The sequence below is a fragment of the Gordonia sp. McavH-238-E genome, from assembly GCF_022348225.1.
GTDB classification, from domain to species: Bacteria; Actinomycetota; Actinomycetes; order Mycobacteriales; family Mycobacteriaceae; genus Gordonia; species Gordonia terrae.
Genome location: NZ_JAKRFE010000003.1, coordinates 341,096 through 358,983, shown reverse-complemented (window position 1 = coordinate 358,983; position 17,888 = coordinate 341,096). Strand labels below are relative to the sequence as shown.

General features: G+C 66.0%; 15 protein-coding genes. 13 read left to right on the top strand and 2 right to left on the bottom strand.

Annotated elements, in window-relative coordinates; genetic code table 11:
* Nucleotides 1-75: 75 nt before the first annotated feature.
* The 3 genes from MHN80_RS05930 to MHN80_RS05920 all read left to right on the top strand — a co-directional run bounded on the left by MHN80_RS05930 (nucleotide 76) and on the right by MHN80_RS05920 (nucleotide 2,988).
* Nucleotides 76-834 (top strand): SDR family NAD(P)-dependent oxidoreductase, encoded by a 759-nt coding sequence (locus tag MHN80_RS05930; RefSeq protein ID WP_239400208.1) that lies wholly within the window; start codon nucleotides 76-78, stop codon nucleotides 832-834.
* Nucleotides 831-1,232 (top strand): VOC family protein, encoded by a 402-nt coding sequence (locus MHN80_RS05925; RefSeq protein ID WP_239400206.1) that lies wholly within the window; start codon nucleotides 831-833, stop codon nucleotides 1,230-1,232. The genes MHN80_RS05930 and MHN80_RS05925 overlap by 4 nt, the downstream gene beginning before the upstream one ends.
* A gap of 148 nt (nucleotides 1,233-1,380) precedes the next feature.
* Nucleotides 1,381-2,988, top strand: coding sequence for an FAD-dependent oxidoreductase (locus tag MHN80_RS05920; RefSeq protein WP_239400204.1), 1,608 nt, complete (start codon nucleotides 1,381-1,383; stop codon nucleotides 2,986-2,988).
* A gap of 73 nt (nucleotides 2,989-3,061) precedes the next feature.
* On the opposite strand, the gene MHN80_RS05915 is transcribed toward MHN80_RS05920, so the two are convergent.
* Nucleotides 3,062-3,859 carry an SDR family NAD(P)-dependent oxidoreductase gene (locus tag MHN80_RS05915; RefSeq protein ID WP_239400202.1) on the bottom strand — a complete coding sequence of 266 codons (798 nt, stop codon included), beginning with the start codon at nucleotides 3,857-3,859 and terminating at the stop codon, nucleotides 3,062-3,064.
* A 130-nt stretch (nucleotides 3,860-3,989) separates the two neighbouring features.
* Entirely contained in the window at nucleotides 3,990-4,790 is an 801-nt protein-coding gene (locus MHN80_RS05910) for an IclR family transcriptional regulator (RefSeq protein ID WP_239400200.1), read from the bottom strand.
* A 267-nt stretch (nucleotides 4,791-5,057) separates the two neighbouring features.
* Here MHN80_RS05910 and MHN80_RS05905 point away from each other — a divergent pair, with 267 nt between their 5' ends.
* The 10 genes from MHN80_RS05905 (at nucleotide 5,058) to MHN80_RS05860 (ending at nucleotide 17,884) form a co-directional block, all read left to right on the top strand.
* Complete coding sequence (locus MHN80_RS05905; protein ID WP_239400198.1) at nucleotides 5,058-6,155, top strand: ferredoxin--NADP reductase; 1,098 nt, start codon at nucleotides 5,058-5,060, stop codon at nucleotides 6,153-6,155.
* A gap of 132 nt (nucleotides 6,156-6,287) precedes the next feature.
* Nucleotides 6,288-7,478, top strand: a complete 1,191-nt coding sequence (locus tag MHN80_RS05900; RefSeq protein WP_239400196.1) for a Rieske 2Fe-2S domain-containing protein — start codon at nucleotides 6,288-6,290, stop codon at nucleotides 7,476-7,478.
* Nucleotides 7,479-7,519: 41 nt separating this feature from the next.
* Nucleotides 7,520-8,704: an acyl-CoA dehydrogenase family protein gene (locus MHN80_RS05895; RefSeq protein ID WP_239400194.1), complete on the top strand. Its 1,185-nt coding sequence runs from the start codon at nucleotides 7,520-7,522 to the stop codon at nucleotides 8,702-8,704.
* A 26-nt stretch (nucleotides 8,705-8,730) separates the two neighbouring features.
* Nucleotides 8,731-9,690 (top strand): VOC family protein, encoded by a 960-nt coding sequence (locus MHN80_RS05890; protein ID WP_239400192.1) that lies wholly within the window; start codon nucleotides 8,731-8,733, stop codon nucleotides 9,688-9,690.
* A complete protein-coding gene (locus MHN80_RS05885) occupies nucleotides 9,687-11,288 on the top strand; it encodes an NAD(P)/FAD-dependent oxidoreductase (RefSeq protein ID WP_239400190.1) in 1,602 nt (533 codons plus the stop codon). The genes MHN80_RS05890 and MHN80_RS05885 overlap by 4 nt, the downstream gene beginning before the upstream one ends.
* 18 nt (nucleotides 11,289-11,306) lie before the next feature.
* Entirely contained in the window at nucleotides 11,307-12,269 is a 963-nt protein-coding gene (locus tag MHN80_RS05880; protein WP_239400188.1) for an alpha/beta hydrolase, read from the top strand.
* A 104-nt stretch (nucleotides 12,270-12,373) separates the two neighbouring features.
* Nucleotides 12,374-13,276, top strand: coding sequence for an SDR family NAD(P)-dependent oxidoreductase (locus tag MHN80_RS05875; RefSeq protein WP_239400186.1), 903 nt, complete (start codon nucleotides 12,374-12,376; stop codon nucleotides 13,274-13,276).
* A 20-nt stretch (nucleotides 13,277-13,296) separates the two neighbouring features.
* A complete protein-coding gene (locus MHN80_RS05870) occupies nucleotides 13,297-14,181 on the top strand; it encodes an SDR family NAD(P)-dependent oxidoreductase (protein ID WP_239400184.1) in 885 nt (294 codons plus the stop codon).
* Entirely contained in the window at nucleotides 14,178-16,184 is a 2,007-nt protein-coding gene (locus tag MHN80_RS05865) for an NAD(P)/FAD-dependent oxidoreductase (RefSeq protein ID WP_239400182.1), read from the top strand. Before MHN80_RS05870 ends, MHN80_RS05865 begins: the two co-directional genes overlap by 4 nt.
* Complete coding sequence (locus MHN80_RS05860) at nucleotides 16,181-17,884, top strand: 3-ketosteroid-delta-1-dehydrogenase (RefSeq protein WP_239400180.1); 1,704 nt, start codon at nucleotides 16,181-16,183, stop codon at nucleotides 17,882-17,884. Before MHN80_RS05865 ends, MHN80_RS05860 begins: the two co-directional genes overlap by 4 nt.
* Nucleotides 17,885-17,888: the final 4 nt, after the last annotated feature.

The window sequence follows — 17,888 nt, the reverse complement described above, 5'->3', positions numbered from 1 at the left end:
TCGTCGGTGTGCGAGGGCAGGCCGCATCACACTCATATCGGTCGCAGGACAGTGGCCGGCAAGGATGGAAACCACATGTTTGATCTCACCGGACGGGTCGCGTTCGTCAGCGGCGCGGGACAGAGCGTTGGCGAAGGAATCGCAAGAGTTCTCGCCAGGCAGGGCGCGTCCGTCATCGTCAACGATCTGTTCGAAGATCGTGCCGAGAAGGTCGCGGCGGCGATCGTCGAGGAGGGCAACCGGGCGGTCGCCGCGGCGTTCGACGTGACCGACTTCGACGCCACGCGCGACAGCATCCACGCCGCCGAGACCGAACTCGGCGGTCAGGTGAACATCGTGGTGAACAATGCCGGCGTCGCCGAGGGGCGGATCATCAAACCGTTCCGCGATCTGTCGCCGGAGGACTGGCGGGCGCCCATCGACCTCAACATCTTCGGCGCGATGAACTGCATCAAGGTTGTGCTGGACGGTATGTGTGACACCGGCTGGGGGCGAATCGTGCAGATCTCGTCCGGCTCGGCGCGCACCGGTCAGAACATCAACCAGACCATGTATGCGACAGGCAAGAGTGGAATCGAGGGTTTCATCCGCCACCTCGCGGCCGAGACGGGACAGTACGGGATCACCGCGAACATCGTCGCGCTCGGCCATCAGAAGAACCTCGAATCAAAGATGTCGCCGGAGGCGATCAAGCGAATCCTGGAGACCATCCCGATCGGCAGACTCGGTGACCCGGACGAGGTCGGAGCGTTCTGTGCGTACCTCGCCTCCGACGAGGCCGGCGGCATCACCGGCCAGACCCTCGACTTCAACGGCGGGTCGCAGACGCGATGAGCGACGGCGCGGTCACTCTCTCGCTCACCGCGATCCGGGTCGGCGACCTGGCGCGGTCGGTCGAGTTCTACACCAGGGGACTGGGCTTCGAGCTGGTCCAAGAATTCAGCACGAGCTCGTTCACCGCGGTCATCGTCCGCGCCGGCTCCGCGGGCCTCGAACTCATCCTGCCCGCCGACGCCACGGCGTCCTCGGCCACCGATCACGGTGACATGCTGCGCAAGTTCGTCCTGAACACCGACGACCCGGCGGCGATCATGCGCCAGGCCTGCGGAATCGGCGGCAGGGTGATCGCCGAGGCCACCGAGTACCCCGAGTACGGGATGACGATCGGGGTGATCGCCGACCCGGACGGATACGAACTGGAGTTCGTCGGGCCAGTACAACCCGCCGCGTGATACGGACCGCTGAGCGGGAACGGAACGGAATGGGTCACCACCCGGCCATTAGCGTGGCCGCTGCCGGTGGCGACCAGGAGCGCCGGCGCGAGATCGACATCCGCGCACGCCGGGACGGCCGGCGCGGCGCCAGAACACGGAGTGCGCAATGACTTGGAACAGCAGTTACGACGTGGTCGTCATCGGTTCGGGCGGGGCCGCACTGGCCGGCGCGCTCGCGGCGACGTCGCGCGGACTGACGGTGTGTGTGGTGGAGAAGTCGGACCGGTTCGGCGGAACCTCGGCCTACTCGGGCGGGAGCGTGTGGTTGCCCGGCAACCATGTCCTCGCCCGCGACGGCGTTGACGACTCGGTGGACAACGGGCTCACCTACTTCCGTAACACCGTCGGCGACCGGACCGATCCCGACGTGCAGCGCACGTTCATCGAGACCGGACCGGTGGTTGCCGAGTTCCTCGAGAACGAGATCGGGATCCCGCTCGAACACCGGCCGTTTCCCGACTACTACGCGGCGCCGGGCCGAAAGGACTACGGGCGGAGCATCTTCGCCAAACCGATCACGGCCGACGAGGTGGGGGCTCGACTCCACGACATCCGCCCGATGGTCCCCGCCGATCAGTTCGGCATCGAGATGGACCGAACCGTACTCGACGGTGGGCAGGCCTGGATCGCACGGATGTTGCTGGCCCTCGACGGATCCGGACGCGCCGAGCTCCACAAGGAGACCGCCGCCGAGTCACTGGTCTCCGACGAGTCCGGACGGGTCACCGGCGTTGTGGTTCGCGGTGCGAACGGCGAACGGAGGATCCAGGCGCGGGGCGGGGTCCTCCTCGCGGCCGGTGGCTTCGAACGCAACGCCGAGCTGCGACACGACCTCCAGCAGATGCCCTCGTCGGAGTGGACGTCCTCGCACCCGGACACGGGATCGGGCGACGCCCTCGCGATGCTCCGGACCGTCGACGCGGCACTGGATCTGCTCGACCAGTCGTGGTGGTGCCCGGCAACTCTCTTCCCGAACGGCCACGCGGTGTTCACGCTCGGCTTGCGCGCGGGGATCGTCGTCGACGAGACGGGCAGCCGTTTTGCGAACGAACTGCTCCCGTACGACCAGATGGGCCGTGCGATGCGCGACCGGATGCTGGCCGGAAAGGGCGACGGGTTCTGGTACATCTTCGACGACCGGTCCGGCGACGACCTCCCGGCGATCTGTGCGCCGTCCCCGGACCGAGCGGAGATGACCGAGGCCGGCCTGTGGCACACCGCATCATCGATCGACGACCTGGCGTCCGCGATCGGGATCGACGCCGCGGCGCTCACCGCAACGGTGGAGCGCTTCAACGAGCTGGCGGCGCGGGGCAGCGACGACGACTTCCAGCGTGGCGAGGACCCATACGGCCGGTTCTTCCTCGGCGCACAGACGGCGGACCAATGCCTGGTCGCCCTGGACGGATCTCGCTTCCACGCGGTTCGGATGGTGCTCGGTGATCTCGGTACGAAGGGCGGGGCGGTGATCACCGGGGACGGTGCGGTGCTCCGGTCCGACCACGACGGCGTGGTACCCGGACTGTATGCGGCCGGCAACTCCACGGCGTCGATCTCGGGAGAGGTCTATCCGGGTCCGGGGACGCCACTCGGCTCCGGGATGGTCATGGCCTACCGTGCCGTCGCGGACATGGCGGCGCAACTCGCCGGCGCGAAACCGCGGCCGGACCAGCCTGACGTCGGAGGGGCGAGAGAGTCGGGGACCCTGGTCTGATGAGAACTCCGGGCCGTGGTGCAGGCAGCGAACGCGCACCACGGCCCGGAGTCGTGTCCAGGGGCTTCGCAACTCACATGTGAGCGCCGCCGTCGACGCGGATCTCGGTTCCGCTGATGTACGCCCCGTCATCGGAAGCGACCATTGCGATGACGCCGGCGACCCGGTCAGGGCCTGCCATTCCGGGGATGCGTACCGGGTCGGAGTCCGACGGGGCCACCGCGACCACCGGCTGGAGCTTCGCGAACAACGACGGGTCGGAGTCCTCCGGAAGGCCGGGCGCCGCCGTCATACTCGTCGAGATGCCGCCGGGAGTGATCGAGACAGCACGGACGCCCTGCTTGGCGAACTCGAGCGCGATGGTGTGCGTCATCGACTGGATGCCGCCCTTGCTGGCCGCATACGCGGCCATGTACGGGTGCGCAAAGCCGGCGGAGGTCGAGCTGAAGTTGACGATCACGCCGCGGCCGGATTCGATCAGCGCCGGCAGCGACTCCCGGATCATCAGAAAGGTTCCGGTCAGGTTGATGCGGATGATCTGATCCCACTCCTCCAGCGTGACCTGCTCGGTGTGTCCACTGCGGAGGATTCCGGCGGCGTTCACCAACACGTCGAGTCCGCCGAGGTGTTCGACGGCGAAAGCGACGCCGCCCCGTACCGAATCCTCGTCGCCGATGTCGATGGCATGCGCGACGAATTGGTCGGGTTTCGCGACGTCGGCTGCGGCCCGCGCGGTTGCGGCGAGTCCGTCGCTGGAGACGTCGGCCCCGATCACGGTGGCTCCCTCGGACAGCAGCCGCAGAGCGGTGGCCCTGCCTATCCCCGAACCCGCGCCCGTGACAAGGGTCCGTCGGCCGTCGAATCGATTCATCCGTTCCTCCTTCTCGTCGCCCTGTCCGGTGCACGAGGGCTCTGGGCCTCGATCGTGCCGCGAGGGGAAGGGTGAGTCGCCCACGTCTCCCACTCGGTGGGCGGTGACGGCGGTGGGAACCCGTGTCGGATCAATGATCGGCGAGATCGGCGGCGACGCAGCGGTCCCAGATCTCGCGCGCTGCGATCCGGACCGGGCCCAGAAGTTTGCGATGATCTATCGCTCCCACCGGACCGCAGATGGACAGGCCCGCCATGTTGCCGTAGATGTGGTCGGGCGGGCCGATCGACACACCGACGCAAGCGATCCCCGGGAAAGCCTCGCCCCGATCGAACGCGCCACCACGGTCACGGATCTGTGCCAGCTCGCTGTCGAATCGCGATGCCGTTGTGATGCTGAGCGCGGTGCGGCGGACGAGCCCACCGTCCTCGTCCGTGTGTAGACCTCTCGGTGAGATGCGTCGCGGCGAGATGTCCGCGTAGGCGAGGACCACCTTGCCGAGCGCGGTCAGGTGCGCTGGGATGCGTTGGCCCACGGCGGTGGGGGTAGGGCCCGACAGTCGTCCGTTGACTTTTGCGAGGTAGACCGTGTCGCCGCCGTCGACGACGCCGAGTTGCATGGTGTAACCGGTTCGACGGGCGAACGCGGCCATCACGGGGCGGGCACCCTGGAGGAGCCGGTTCTGATTCAGCGCCGCCTGACCGAGCTCGTACGCTTTGACGCCGAGTTCGTAGGTCTGATCCGGCGAACGTGCCAACCATCCGGCGCCGGCGAGTTGCTCGAGCAGACGATGCACCGACGATCGGGGCAACTTGGTCCGAGCGGTGACCTGCGCAAGGGTCAAGGGCCCGGTCCCGTTGAAGGCTTCGAGCACCGTCGACACCCTGTCCACCACGGAAATGGGGGCGTCGCCCGTCTGTGTCGTTCTCACCTGACCTCCTCGTGTGACACCGATCACGATACCCTCGCGCCGTCGGCCGCCGTGCCACCGTCGGCCGCCGTCAGGCCCCGCAGAACTGCGACACCAACCGTTCCAGGCGACGCGACCTCCTGTCGCCTCGTGCTCCCGGCCAGCGGAACGAGCCCCCCGCCGGAGCCTGTCCACCTGCTTATCCTTCGCGGAATGTCCGTGCGGTCGCGGCACGGTCACGCCCGACACTGCGGCCGCGATCCCGCTCGAGAACCCATGAGGAGGTCCATGTCCAGCGATGCGATCGCCGACGCCGAGGTGGTGACGCTGCCGGCAACCGGAGCGACCACCGAAGGAGGTCGTGGTCGACGTGTCCGCGTGGTCGAGGTCATCGACGAGACCGCCGACGCCCGGTCGATCGTGGTGCGCCCCCGGCCCGAGAACGCAGACGAGTTCGATTATGCCCCTGGTCAATTCCTGACGGTTCGGGTACCCGACGTCGGTACGGGCAGCGCGCGGTGTTACTCGCTGGCGAGTTCGCCGCACGCCGACACCGACGCGAAATTCACGGTGAAGCGGGTCCTCGGCGGGCACGGCTCCAATTGGATCTTTGACACCGTCGGAGTGGGAGACGAGCTCGAGGTCCTCCCGCCCGCAGGCACCTTCGGTCCGCGCTCCCTGACGGGACCGGTGGTGCTGGTCGCCGGCGGCAGTGGCATCACGCCGGTCATCTCCATCGCCAAGTCGTTGCTCTCGAGCGGATCCGGTCACGTCTTCCTCGTCTACGCGAATCGCGACGAGCAGTCGGTGATCTTCGCTGCCGAACTCCGCTCGCTGACCGAGCGGTTCGCCACGCGACTGACCGTGGTCCACATGCTGGAGTCGGTCCAGGGATATCCGACCCGGGAGGGGCTGTCGGCGTTGTTGCGGCCGATGACCGATCGCAACGTCTACATCTGTGGACCCACTCCGCTGATGGATCTCGCCGTGGAGGTGTGTGCGGAGGTCGGCTTCCCGCACGACCACGTCCACACCGAACGATTCGTGTCGTTGCACGGCAACCCGTTCGACAACGTCGAGTCGCCGGACACCACTGCCGCCGACGCCGGTGATGTTGTCTGCACGGTCGAGGTGGAACTCGACGGCGAACGGCGCACCGTCGAATGGAAGGCACGGCAGAAGCTGCTCGATGCGCTGCTCGAGGCCGGCCTCGACGCTCCCTACTCCTGCCGGGAGGGCGCCTGCAGCGCCTGTGTCTGCGTCCTGAAAACGGGCGAGGTGACCATGGCGCACAACGAGATACTGGCCCAGGAAGACGTGGCGGACGGGTATGTCCTCGCGTGTCAGGCCGAGCCGGTCAGCGAGGTCATCGAGATCGAGTACTGAAGCCTGCCGCCTGGGTTCGGAATCCCCTTCCCATTCGATGGGAGACGCACGTCACAAGTGGACCTCGGGTTGCCAAGCTGAGCACACCGCGATGCAGCGACGGACGTCGCCAGAATCCGATCAGGAGGCCCAGTGAGTTCCACCACCGAAATCAACGACGAGGTAAGGGTCATCGATGCCGGAGTGCCGCCGGAGCGTTTCGCGCGCGGCTGGCACTGCCTCGGGTTGGTGCGTGACTTCGCCGACGGCCGGCCTCACCAGGTCTCCGCCTTCGGTACCGAACTCGTCGTGTTCGCAGGCGAAGACGGCACCATCAACGTCCTCGATGCGTTCTGCCGGCACATGGGTGGAAACCTGGCGCAGGGAACCGTCAAGGGCAACACCATCGCCTGCCCGTTCCACGACTGGCGGTGGCGCGGCGACGGCAAGTGCGCGGCCATCCCGTACGCCAAGCGGGTTCCGCCGATCGCCCGCACCCGGTCGTGGCACACCTCGGAGGTCAGCGGACAGCTGTTCGTCTGGCACGATCCGCAGAACAGCAAGCCGCCGGCCGAGCTCGCGATTCCCGAGATCCCGACGTACGGCGATCCGGGATGGACGGACTGGGTCTGGAACTCGATCGAGGTCACCGGGTCGCACTGTCGGGAGATCGTCGACAACGTCGTCGACATGGCCCACTTCTTCTATGTCCACTACGGAATGCCGACGTACTTCCGGAACGTGTTCGAGGGACACACGGCGACGCAGTCGATGCGGACGCGGCCCCGTCCGGATGCGGCGGGGGTCAGTCAGAGCACGAACTACAGCACCGAAAGCCAGTCGGACGCCACCTATTACGGGCCGTCCTACATGATCGACAAGCTGTGGAGCGGTGGTCGGGACCACGAGGACGGGCCGAACATCTACCTCATCAACTGTCACTACCCGATCTCGGCGACCTCGTTCCGGCTCCAGTACGGCGTCATCGTCGAGAAGCCCGCCGGACTCCCCGATGAGCAGGCGGAGCAGATCGCCCAGGCGGTGGCCAAGGGTGTCGCCATCGGCTTCGAGCAGGACGTGCACATCTGGAAGAACAAGTCTCGGATCGACAATCCGCTCCTCTGCGAGGAGGACGGACCGGTCTACCAGCTCCGCCGCTGGTACGAGCAGTTCTATGTCGACGTCGACGACGTGGCCCCGGAGATGGTCAACCGCTTCGAATACGAGATCGACACCGAGCGCGCTTTGCAGTCGTGGCAGGCAGAGGTCGACGACAATCTCGCAGCCGGGCGCAGCGCGTTCGCGCCGAACCTGACGTCCGCCACAGCGGACTCGACATCCTGACCGCCTCGCGCGGTTGACCTGACACCCACCAGGAGAACAACATGAGCTACGAAGTCCTCGACAAGATCGTCGACGCGGCTGACGAATTGCGTGCCGGCGCGGCTGAATCGGAGAACCTCGGTCGGCTGTCCGACGATGTCGCCAAAGGTCTCAAGCGGTCCGGGATCATCCGACTGCTGCAGCGCCAGAAGTACGACGGGTACGAAGCCCACCCGAGAGAATTCGCTGAGACCGTGATGAAGACGGGGAGCATCTACGGCTCGGCCGGCTGGGTCGGCGGCATCGTCGGTGTGCACCCCTGGCAGTTGGCCTTCGCCGACCCCAAGGTTCAGGACGAGGTCCTCGGCGGAGACTCCGACACATGGCAGGCGTCGCCGTACATGCCCGGCGGCGTCGCCATCCCGGTCGAGGGCGGGTATCGCATGACCGGGCGGTGGCAGTTCTCGTCGGGAACCGACCACTGTGACTGGATCTTTCTGGGCGCCATGGTAGGTGGCGACGACGGCAAGCCCCTGATGCCCCCGACCGGGCTGCACGTCATCCTGCCGCGGTCGGACTACCAGATCATCGACGACTCGTGGGACGTCGTCGGCCTGCGCGGGACCGGAAGCAAGGACATCGTGGTGACCGATGCGTTCATCCCGGACTACCGGGTGATGAAGTCGCAGGAAGTCATCGACGGCACCGCGGCCAAGGAGTACGGCGTCACCGAGACCCTGTACAAGATGCCGTGGTCGACGATGTTCCCACTCGGTATCACCTCGGCGACCATCGGTATCTGCGAGGGTGTGCTCGCCGCCGGAATCGACTACCAGCGCGAGCGAGTGAACGCGAACGGCACCAAGATCAAAGACGACCCCTACGTACTGCACGCACTGGGTGAAGCCGCTGCGGAGATCGATGCAGCCCGGCAACAGCTGTTGAGCAACGTCGATCGGGTCTGGGACCTCGTCGACTCCGGGCGGGACGTCGACTTCGAGACCCGGGCAGCCGTGCGACGCAACCAGGTTCGCTCGGCATGGCGTGCCGTGCGGGCCGCCGATGACGTGTTCGATCGTTCCGGCGGAAACGCTCTTCGGATGGACAATCCGCTACAGCGTTTCTGGCGCGACGCCCATGCTGGTCTGCACCATGCGATCCATGTGACCAGCACGACGTATCACGCATCGGCGTTGTCGTCACTCGGAGTCGAGGTCCCTGCCGGGCCGCTTCGAGTTCTGATCTGAGCCGGACGAGTCGAGGACAGGACGTTATGACTGAGATCAAAGGCCTTGGGTACGTGCGGGTGTTGGCCACCGACATCGATCGCTGGCGGGAATTGGGGTACGAAGTACTGGGTTTCGCCCCCGGCTCGGGTCCTGAGAAGGACGCGTTGCACTTCCGGATGGACGAGCGGCCGTCGCGGATCACCGTCGAGCACGCTGATGTCAACCGTGTCAGTGCGGTGGGTTGGGAGGTCCGTGACCACCTCTCCCTGCAGCGGTTGATGTCCACGCTGGACACCGAGGGCATCGAGTACGCGCCGATGTCGCCGGACCTCTGTGATGCCCGCAAGATCGAAGCCGGCATCTCGTTGAAGGACCCGGGCGGCACGCCGCTGGAGATGTTCCACGGGCCGGCTCTCGATCACAGCCCGGTGATCACGAAATACGGCCAGAAGTTCGTGACGGGCCAACAGGGTCTGGGGCACGTGGTCATGCCGACCACGAACTTCGACGAGTCCTATCTCTTCTACACCGAGACGCTGGGTTTCCTTCCGCGCGGTGCTTTCCGGATGCCGTCGCCTCCCGGCGCCGGCCCGTTGCGCATTCGCTTCCTCGGCATCAATCAGCGCCATCACAGCCTGGCGATCATGCCGAGTCTCGAGGGCCGTGATCCCGGTCTGATCCACGTCATGGTGGAGGTGGACGAACTCGACGCCGTCGGGCGCGCCTACGACCAGGTGATGTCGCGCGACTTCCCGGTGTCCTCGACGCTCGGGCGGCACACCAACGACAAGATGGTGTCCTTCTACGTCCGCGTTCCGGGTGGTTGGGACATCGAGTACGGCACCGGCGGGAAGCTCGTCGACGAGAGTTACTACACCGCAGAAGAGATCACGGCAGACAGCTACTGGGGTCATGAGTGGATGTGGGCGCGCGAGGCGAAGGCGGCGGCACGCAGAGCGGCCCAGAAAGAGGAAGCGGCCCAGGAAGAGGAAGTGGCATCGTGACGATCAGGCACTTCGATCACGATGTGGTGGTCATCGGCGCAGGGCTCTCCGGTCTCTACGCGGTGTACAAGCTCCGCGCTCAGGGCCTGACCGTCCACGGGTTCGAGTCCGCCGAGGGCGTGGGCGGAACGTGGTATCACAATCGCTATCCGGGCGCGCGGTGTGACGTCGAGAGCATCGACTATTCGTACTCGTTCGACGACGATCTGCAGCAGGAGTGGACCTGGTCGGAACGATTCGCCACGCAGTCCGAGATCCTGGCGTACCTCGAGCATGTCGCCGACCGGTTCGATCTGCGCAAGCACTACGACTTCTTGACCCGGGTCACCTCGACCGTCTACGACGAGGACACCGCCCGGTGGACGATCTCCACCGACACCGGGGTGACCACGAGCGCGCGCTTCGTCGTCATGGCGACGGGGGTCTTGTCGGCGACCAACCGGCCCGACATCCCCGGACGAGACCTCTTCGAGGGGGAGAACTACCACACCGGCGAATGGCCGCACCATGAAGTCGTTTTCAGCGGCAAACGTGTCGGTGTCATCGGCACCGGGTCCTCGGGCATCCAGTCGATCCCGGTGATCGCGGAGACGGCCGAGCAGGTGGTGGTCTTCCAGCGTAGCCCGAACTATTCGATTCCAGCCGGCAACCGGCCACTCACCGACGACATGATCGCCGAGGTCAAGGCGAATTACGCCGAGCGCAGGCGGTTGTCCCGGGAGAGTGGCGGCGGTACCCCGAACGCCCCGTACCCGAAGGGCGCGATGGAGGTCGACGAGGCCGAACGCAAACGCGTCTACGACGAGTGGTGGCACCGCGGCGGCTATCTGTTCGCCAAGGCATTCCCCGATCAGACGATCAGCCGGGAGGCCAATGACACCGCCCGTGAGTACGTCGAGGCGAAGATCCGGGAGATCGTGAAGGACCCGGCGGTCGCCGACCTGCTCATCCCCACCGACCACCCCATCGGAACCAAGCGGATCGTCACCGACAGCGGCTACTTCGAGACCTTCAACCGCGACAACGTGACCCTGGTGAACCTGCGTGCCACCCCGATCGAGGAGATCACTCCCGGTGGGGTCCGCACCACCGAGCAGGAGTACCCGCTCGACATGCTCGTCTACGCCACCGGTTTCGATGCGATGACCGGTTCGCTGTCCCGCATCGACATCCGTGGTCGGGCCGGAAGGACCATGGTCGAAGAGTGGGCGGCCGGGCCGCGCACCTACCTCGGGCTCGCCGTCAACGGGTTCCCGAACATGTTCTTCGTGACCGGTGCCGGAAGCCCGAGTGTGCTGGCGAACATGGTGCTCGGCGCCGAGCAACACATCGACTGGATCGCAGCGTGTATCGCCCACGTCGATGGACACAACGCGGCGACGATCGAGGCGGAGAAGGAAGCCGTCGACAGTTGGGTCGCGGAGTGCAACGCCAAGGCTGCCGGGACACTCTTCCCCACCGCGAACTCGTGGTACATGGGCGCGAACATCGAGGGCAAGCCCCGCGTGTTCATGCCCTACATCGGTGGATTCGGCAACTACGGGAAGATCTGCGCCGAAGTCGCGGATGCCGGTTACAAGGGCTTCGCGATCTCGTGAGAAGGGAAGTGCTGCAGCATGTCTGAACGCAGGACCGATCTACATCCCGATGTCGAGGCGATGCTGTCGGCGCTGGAGGCCGGGTTCCCGGACGTGACCGAACACGATCCCGCCGAACTGCGTGACATCATCGTGTCCCGGCGGGCGCCGTTGTCACGACTACCCGACATGGCGGTCGCCCGTGACGTCGCGATCGACGGACCCGATGGCGACCGTCTCGGAGTGCGAATCTACGTCCCGCACGGTCGTTCCGACGATCGTCGAGGTGATGTCCGGCCGGTCGTGGTGTTCGCGCATGGCGGTGGCTTCGTGTTCTGCGATCTCGACAGCCACGACGAGTTCTGCCGGGTGATGGCGGCCGAGGTCGACGCCGTCGTGGTGTCGGTCGATTACCGTCTGGCGCCGGAGAACCCGGCGCCGGCGGCGATGGAGGACATGTACCGGGCGATCTGCTGGACGGCCGAGAACATCGCCGGCTATGGAGGAGACCCCGCTCGGATCGCGGTCGCAGGCGACAGCGCCGGCGGCAACCTGGCCGCTACCGCGAGCATCGCTGCGCGCGACCGGGGCGGCCCTGCGATCATTGCCCAGGTCCTGCTCTACCCGGTCGTCGACGACGACTCCGAGACCGAGTCGTATCGGCGCTACGGAGTCGGTTACTACAACAGCACGAAAGCCATGCGATGGTACTGGGATCAGTACGCGCCGAATGGGCGTGACAGCGCCCGGATCATTCCCACGCGCGCGGCGTCGCTCGCCGGTCTACCGGCGGCGGTGGTGGCGACGGCCGAACTCGATCCGCCGTGCTCGGCTGGAGAGGACTATGCGCACCGCCTGCGCGAGGCCGGTGTCCCGGTCGTCGAGCACCGGTTCGACGGATTGTTCCACGGATTCTTGACCTTTCCGCAGCTGTCGCTGACACCTCCTGCGCGGGAGAAGGTCTGGCAGATGATGCGCGACGTCCTCGCGCCGGCGGGGTGAATCCACCCTCCCATTGAATGGACTGGGACGGCCCGTAGTCGCGGCAGCGGACCGAGCATGAGACGACATGTGAAGTCGAACACAGAAGGTGCGTAGAGGTGGTCATGACACAAGGGGTGGCGGGCCGGCGGTTGAGGGGCAAGGTTGCCCTGGTGACCGGCAGCAGTCGCGGTATCGGCCGCGGGATCGCGCGCCGGCTGGCGTCGGAAGGCGCGACGGTGGTCGTCACAGCTCGGTCGGTCAAACCGTCACCGTCGGTGCGTAACGGTGAGAACCACCTGCTCGCCGGGTCGCTGGCCGAAACCGTCCAGGCGATCGAGGAAGCGGGCGGCACCGTCATCGCGATCCCGGCGGACCTGGAGAACCCGGTGGACCGTGACGGCCTCGTCGATGCTGTGTCAGAGGCTGCCGGCGGCATCGACATCCTGGTCAACAATGCCGGGTTCGCCGACTACAGCAGCATCGAGAACATGAGCGAGGAGACCTTCGACCGCACCGTCGAGCACTACCTGAAGGTTCCTTTCCTACTGTCGCAGAGAGCGATTCCGCACATGCGGAAGAGTGGCGCCGGCTGGATCGTCAACATCGGGTCGTCTACCGGCATGAGCCCGATCCGACCCTTCCGTGAGTACAACAAGACCTCCGGCGACGTCATCTACGCCGCCACCAAGGCTGCGCAGCACCGGTTCACCCAGGGGCTTGCCGCGGAACTGCTCGACGACAACATCGCGGTCAACGCGGTCGGTCCGTCGACCGCCATCCGGACGCCAGGTGCGGCGGCACTGCTCCCCGAGGGTTACGAGACCGAACCGGTCGAGTATCTCGCCCAGACCGTGCTGGAGATGTGCACGGCACCGGCGGCCGAACGAACCGGGTTGATCGCGTTCAGCCTCCACTATCCGTGGGCCACCGGCACTGTCGTCCGCACGCTCGACGGGCGCGACGAGTTGCCGCGCCGCGAGCCACCGTCGTGGAGCAACCCGAACATCCGCCCCACCGGGATCTGACACGAGGAATGAGCACGACGATGGGTGCTGTTGCACAACAGCGGTTCTCGACCGGAACCGCGGTGGTCACCGGAGCGGCCGCGGGAATCGGAGAGGGGTTAGCGCGCCGGCTGGCATCTCTCGGGATGACGGTCGTGGTCGCCGACATCGACGCCGATCGTGCTGCCGCGGTGGCCGCTGACATCTCCTCGGATGGTGGGCGCGCCGAAGGGCGAGGAGTCGACGTGAGTCGCCCCGACGACGTCGAGGCACTCGCCGAGTCGGTCTTCGACCGCCACGGCAGCGTCGAACTGCTCATCAACAACGCTGGGATCGAATCGGCGGGGCTGCTGTGGGAGATCGACGAAGCACGATGGCGACGCCTCATGCAGATCAACGTCGACGGAGTGTTCTACTGCGTCCGGTCCTTCGTACCCCGGATGATCGCGGCGGGATCGCCGGCGTGTGTCGCCAACATGTCATCGGTCGGCGGGCTCAATGCGGTTGCGGTGCAGGGTCCTTACATCGTGAGCAAGCATGCGGTGCTCGCGATGACCGAGTGTCTCCACCAGGACCTGTCGATCGTGGGAGCCCCCATCCAGGTCAGTGCGATCATCCCGCACTCGGTCCGCAGTCAGATCTTCCTCGCGGCTCAGCGGGAGGCACCGACCGACAACGCGACCGCCAACGCGGTCTTCGACGCCATGCAGCGCGACAACGTGACCAAGGGGCTCGATCCGCTCGACGCCGCGGAGCACATGATCGAGCAGATCGCCGAAGGCGAGTTCTGGATCCACTCCGACGACGAGATGTGCACGGCCGCGGCGCAGCGACGTGGCCGCCAGCTCCTCGACCTTCGCCCACCATCAGACCCACGAGACATGCTCACCCGCATGGGTGTGCCGCTCCCGGAAGGCAGACCATGACCGAGACCATCTCCGCAGGAATTCAATCCGACGGAACCGAATCCGACGGGGCCCGTGTCGATCCGGACGCTCTCCGCGACATCCTCGCCGAGTGCGACCCCGCGCCGCTGCTCATGTCACTCGTCCATCTCACCGGTGACACCACGCTTCTCGACGAGTTCGGAGCCAGGCTCGAATACTCCCGTCCCGGAACCCACTACGGCACCCCGGCGCCTGGAGCCCTACCCGCCGGGCAGTATCCGCAGGATGTGGTCGACGACGTCCGGGCCCGCGCCTTCGAGGTCCTCACTCGCTCCGATTTCGTTGCGCAGCTGGACGTACCCGCACCCGACCTCTTCCGCTCGATGGCCCGGGTGGCCACTTCGCAGGAGGTCGACGAGGAGTTCATCCCGCTGCTGCGCGAGCAGGCCGGTTTCGTCACCGACGAGCGGCACGTACCGGTGACGGTGACGCCGCCGACCGATTTCGAGGTGATCGTCGTCGGCGCGGGGATCACCGGTATCAACGCCGCAATCAAGCTGCGGGAGGCGGGTTTCTCCTACACCGTCTTCGAATCCCGTGACGAGATCGGTGGCACGTGGACGCGCAACACCTACCCGGGCGCGGCCGTCGACACGCCGAGCCACTACTACTCATACTCGTTCGAGCTGAACCCGAACTGGTCCCGCTACTACCCGACGGGTCCTGAATACCAGCAGTATCTGCTCGACGTGGTCGCCAAGCACGAGCTCCGCGAACACATTCGGCTGAAGACCTCCGTGCAGTCGATGGCGTGGTCCGAGGAGGATCAGGTCTGGGAGGTCGTGACCCGCGACCGCGCGGGCGCCGTCGAGCATCACCGGGCCAAAGCCGTGATCTCGGCGCTGGGGATGCTGAACTCAGCCAACATTCCCGACGTCCCGGGCCTGGACACCTTCGACGGTCGCGTCGTCCACACCGCCGAATGGGACGCCGACCTCGATGTGACCGGGAAGCGAGTCATCGTGCTGGGCACCGGTTGCACGTCAGTCCAGGTCGTGGCGAGCATCGTCGACAAGGTGTCGGCACTCGACGTGGTTGTCCGCACCCCGCACTGGATCGTCCCCGAGCGCACCGTCGTCCGAGACGTCCCGGCCGGACAGCGCTGGGCGCTCGAACACCTTCCGTTCTACAACCACTGGTTCCGCCTGCGCTCCTACTGGTTCGCCTCGGACAATCTGTACCGGCTGCCGCGAGTCGACCCGGAGTGGGCGGCGAGCCACTTCTCCGCGTCCGCCGAGAACGACATGGTTCTGAAGAACGCCCAGAAGTATCTGCGGGACAGCTTCCCGACCCGTCCTGACCTCATCGAGAAGCTGACGCCGGACTTCCGCCCCTACGCCAAGCGGATCGTCAAGGATCCCGGCTTCTACGCCGCACTGACCCGGGACCATGTCTCGTTACACCGCGCCTCGTTCGAGCGGGTGACCCCCGACGGTGTGCACACCACCACGGGAGAGTTCATCCCGGCCGATGTGATCATCTTGGCCACCGGTTTCACGCTCGACTTCACGACGAAGATCGACATCGTCGGACAGAACGGTGAGAAGCTGGCCGACGTCTGGAAGGGCGGCGAAGACCCGCGCGCCTACAAGGGCGTCCAGGTGTCCGGCTTCCCGAACCTCTTCGTGACATCGGGTCCGAACTCGGCGCCGAATCACGGTGCCGGACACAATATCACGAGCGAGGAGCAGGTCCATTACGTGGTGGAGTGCCTGCAGTATCTGCTGGAGCACGACTACGCCTCGATGGATGTGCGGCCGGAAGTGCTCGAGGAGTACAACGCCGAGGTCGACAAAGCCCTCGACGAGACGGTCTGGGTGCACACCGGTGGACCGGTCAACAGCTACTACCGCAACAGCAGCGGACGTGCCATCGTGCCGTGTCCGTGGCGTCTGGTCGACTACTGGACCATGATGCGCGAACCCAATCCCGCGGACATGACGTTCGTGGCCGATCGAAAGAGTCTGGTGACAGGACGATGACCACCCCCAAGAAGGCAGCGCGGACAGTAGACCTGTTGGTCGTGGGCGCAGGCACCGGGCTGGCGGCAGCACTCGCTGCGAACGAGCTCGGGTTGTCGACCCTGGTGGTCGAGAAGTCGGAGTACGTGGGCGGTTCCACTGCGCGGTCAGGTGGCGCGTTCTGGATACCTGGCAATCCCGTGTTGACGCGCGAGCAGCCGGAGGACACGACCGAGGTGGCGGCGACCTATGTGAGATCGGTCGTCGGCGACACAGCGCCATCGGAACGCGGTGCCGCCTTCTTGGAACACGGATCGGCGACGGTCGAGATGCTCTCGCGGACGACACCGATGAAATTCATGTGGGCAACGGGTTACTCGGACTACCATCCCGAGTTGCCGGGCGGCTCCGCGGTCGGTCGGACCTGCGAGTGCAAGCCGTTCGATGCGGCTCAGCTCGGACCCGAACGCGCGCGTCTGCGTCCGGGCTTGATGGAGGCGTCGCTACCCATGCCCGTCACCGGTGCTGATTACAAGTGGCTCAATCTGCTGACCAGTGTCCCTCGTAAGGCGTTGTGGCGTGCTGTGAAAGCGCTGTCCATCGGGGTCGGCGGACTCGCTCTGAAGAAGGAGTACGTGGCCGGCGGTCAAGCCCTGGCGGCGGGCCTGTTCGCCGGAGTGGTGCGTGCCGGGATCCCGGTGTGGACCGATACGCCGTTGCTACAGCTGCTCTCCGACGAAGACCGGGTGACTGGCGCGGTGGTGTCCCGTAACGGCGTCGAGACGGTCGTGCACGCGCGCAAGGGTGTTGTCCTGGCCGCCGGTGGATTCGATCACGACATGGAGATGCGCCACAAGTTCCAGTCCGATCAGTTGATCGACGGGGTCAGCTTCGGGGCCACGACGAACACCGGTGACGCCATCAAGATCGGCCAGGAGCTCGGAGCCGGACTCGCGTCGATGGACCAGGCGTGGTGGTTTCCCGCGGTGGCGGCGGTCCCAGGTGGGTCGCCGTCGGTCCTGCTCGCCGAGAGGTCCCTACCGGGTTCGTTCATCGTGGACGCCTCGGGCCGCCGGTTCATCAACGAGGCCGTGGACTACATGAGTTTCGGTCAGCGCGTCCTCGAACGAGAGCGTGCGGGGGATCCGGTCGGCGAGATGTGGCTCGTCTTCGATCAGAAGTACCGGAACAGCTATGTGATGGCAGGAGGCTTGTTCCCTCGGCAACCGCTGCCCCAGAGATGGTATGACGAGGGTATCGCGGTCGCCGCGGACGATCCGCGCGATCTGGCGGTACGTATGGGGGTCGACGAGTCCCGCTTCGTCGAAGCTTTCGACTCGTTCAACGCCGCCGCCGAGGTGGGTGTCGACCACGCGTTCGGCCGGGGTGCAAGTGCCTATGATCGCTACTACGGCGATCCGACCGTCACTCCGAATCCCAATCTTCGCGCTCTCCATCGTGATTCGCTCTACGCAGTCCGCGTCGTATTGAGCGATCTGGGTACCTGCGGTGGACTACGTGCCGACGACCGCGCACGGGTTCTACGCGAGGACGGCTCGGTGATCGACGGTTTGTTCGCCATCGGCAACTCGGCTGCCAACGCTTTCGGCGCCACCTATCCCGGCGCTGGTGCGACGATCGGGCAGGGGCTCGTGTACGGGTACATCGCCGCCCTCGCAGCTGCCGGGCGTCTGCCTGAGTCGGCGAAAGTCGCTCACTGACAAC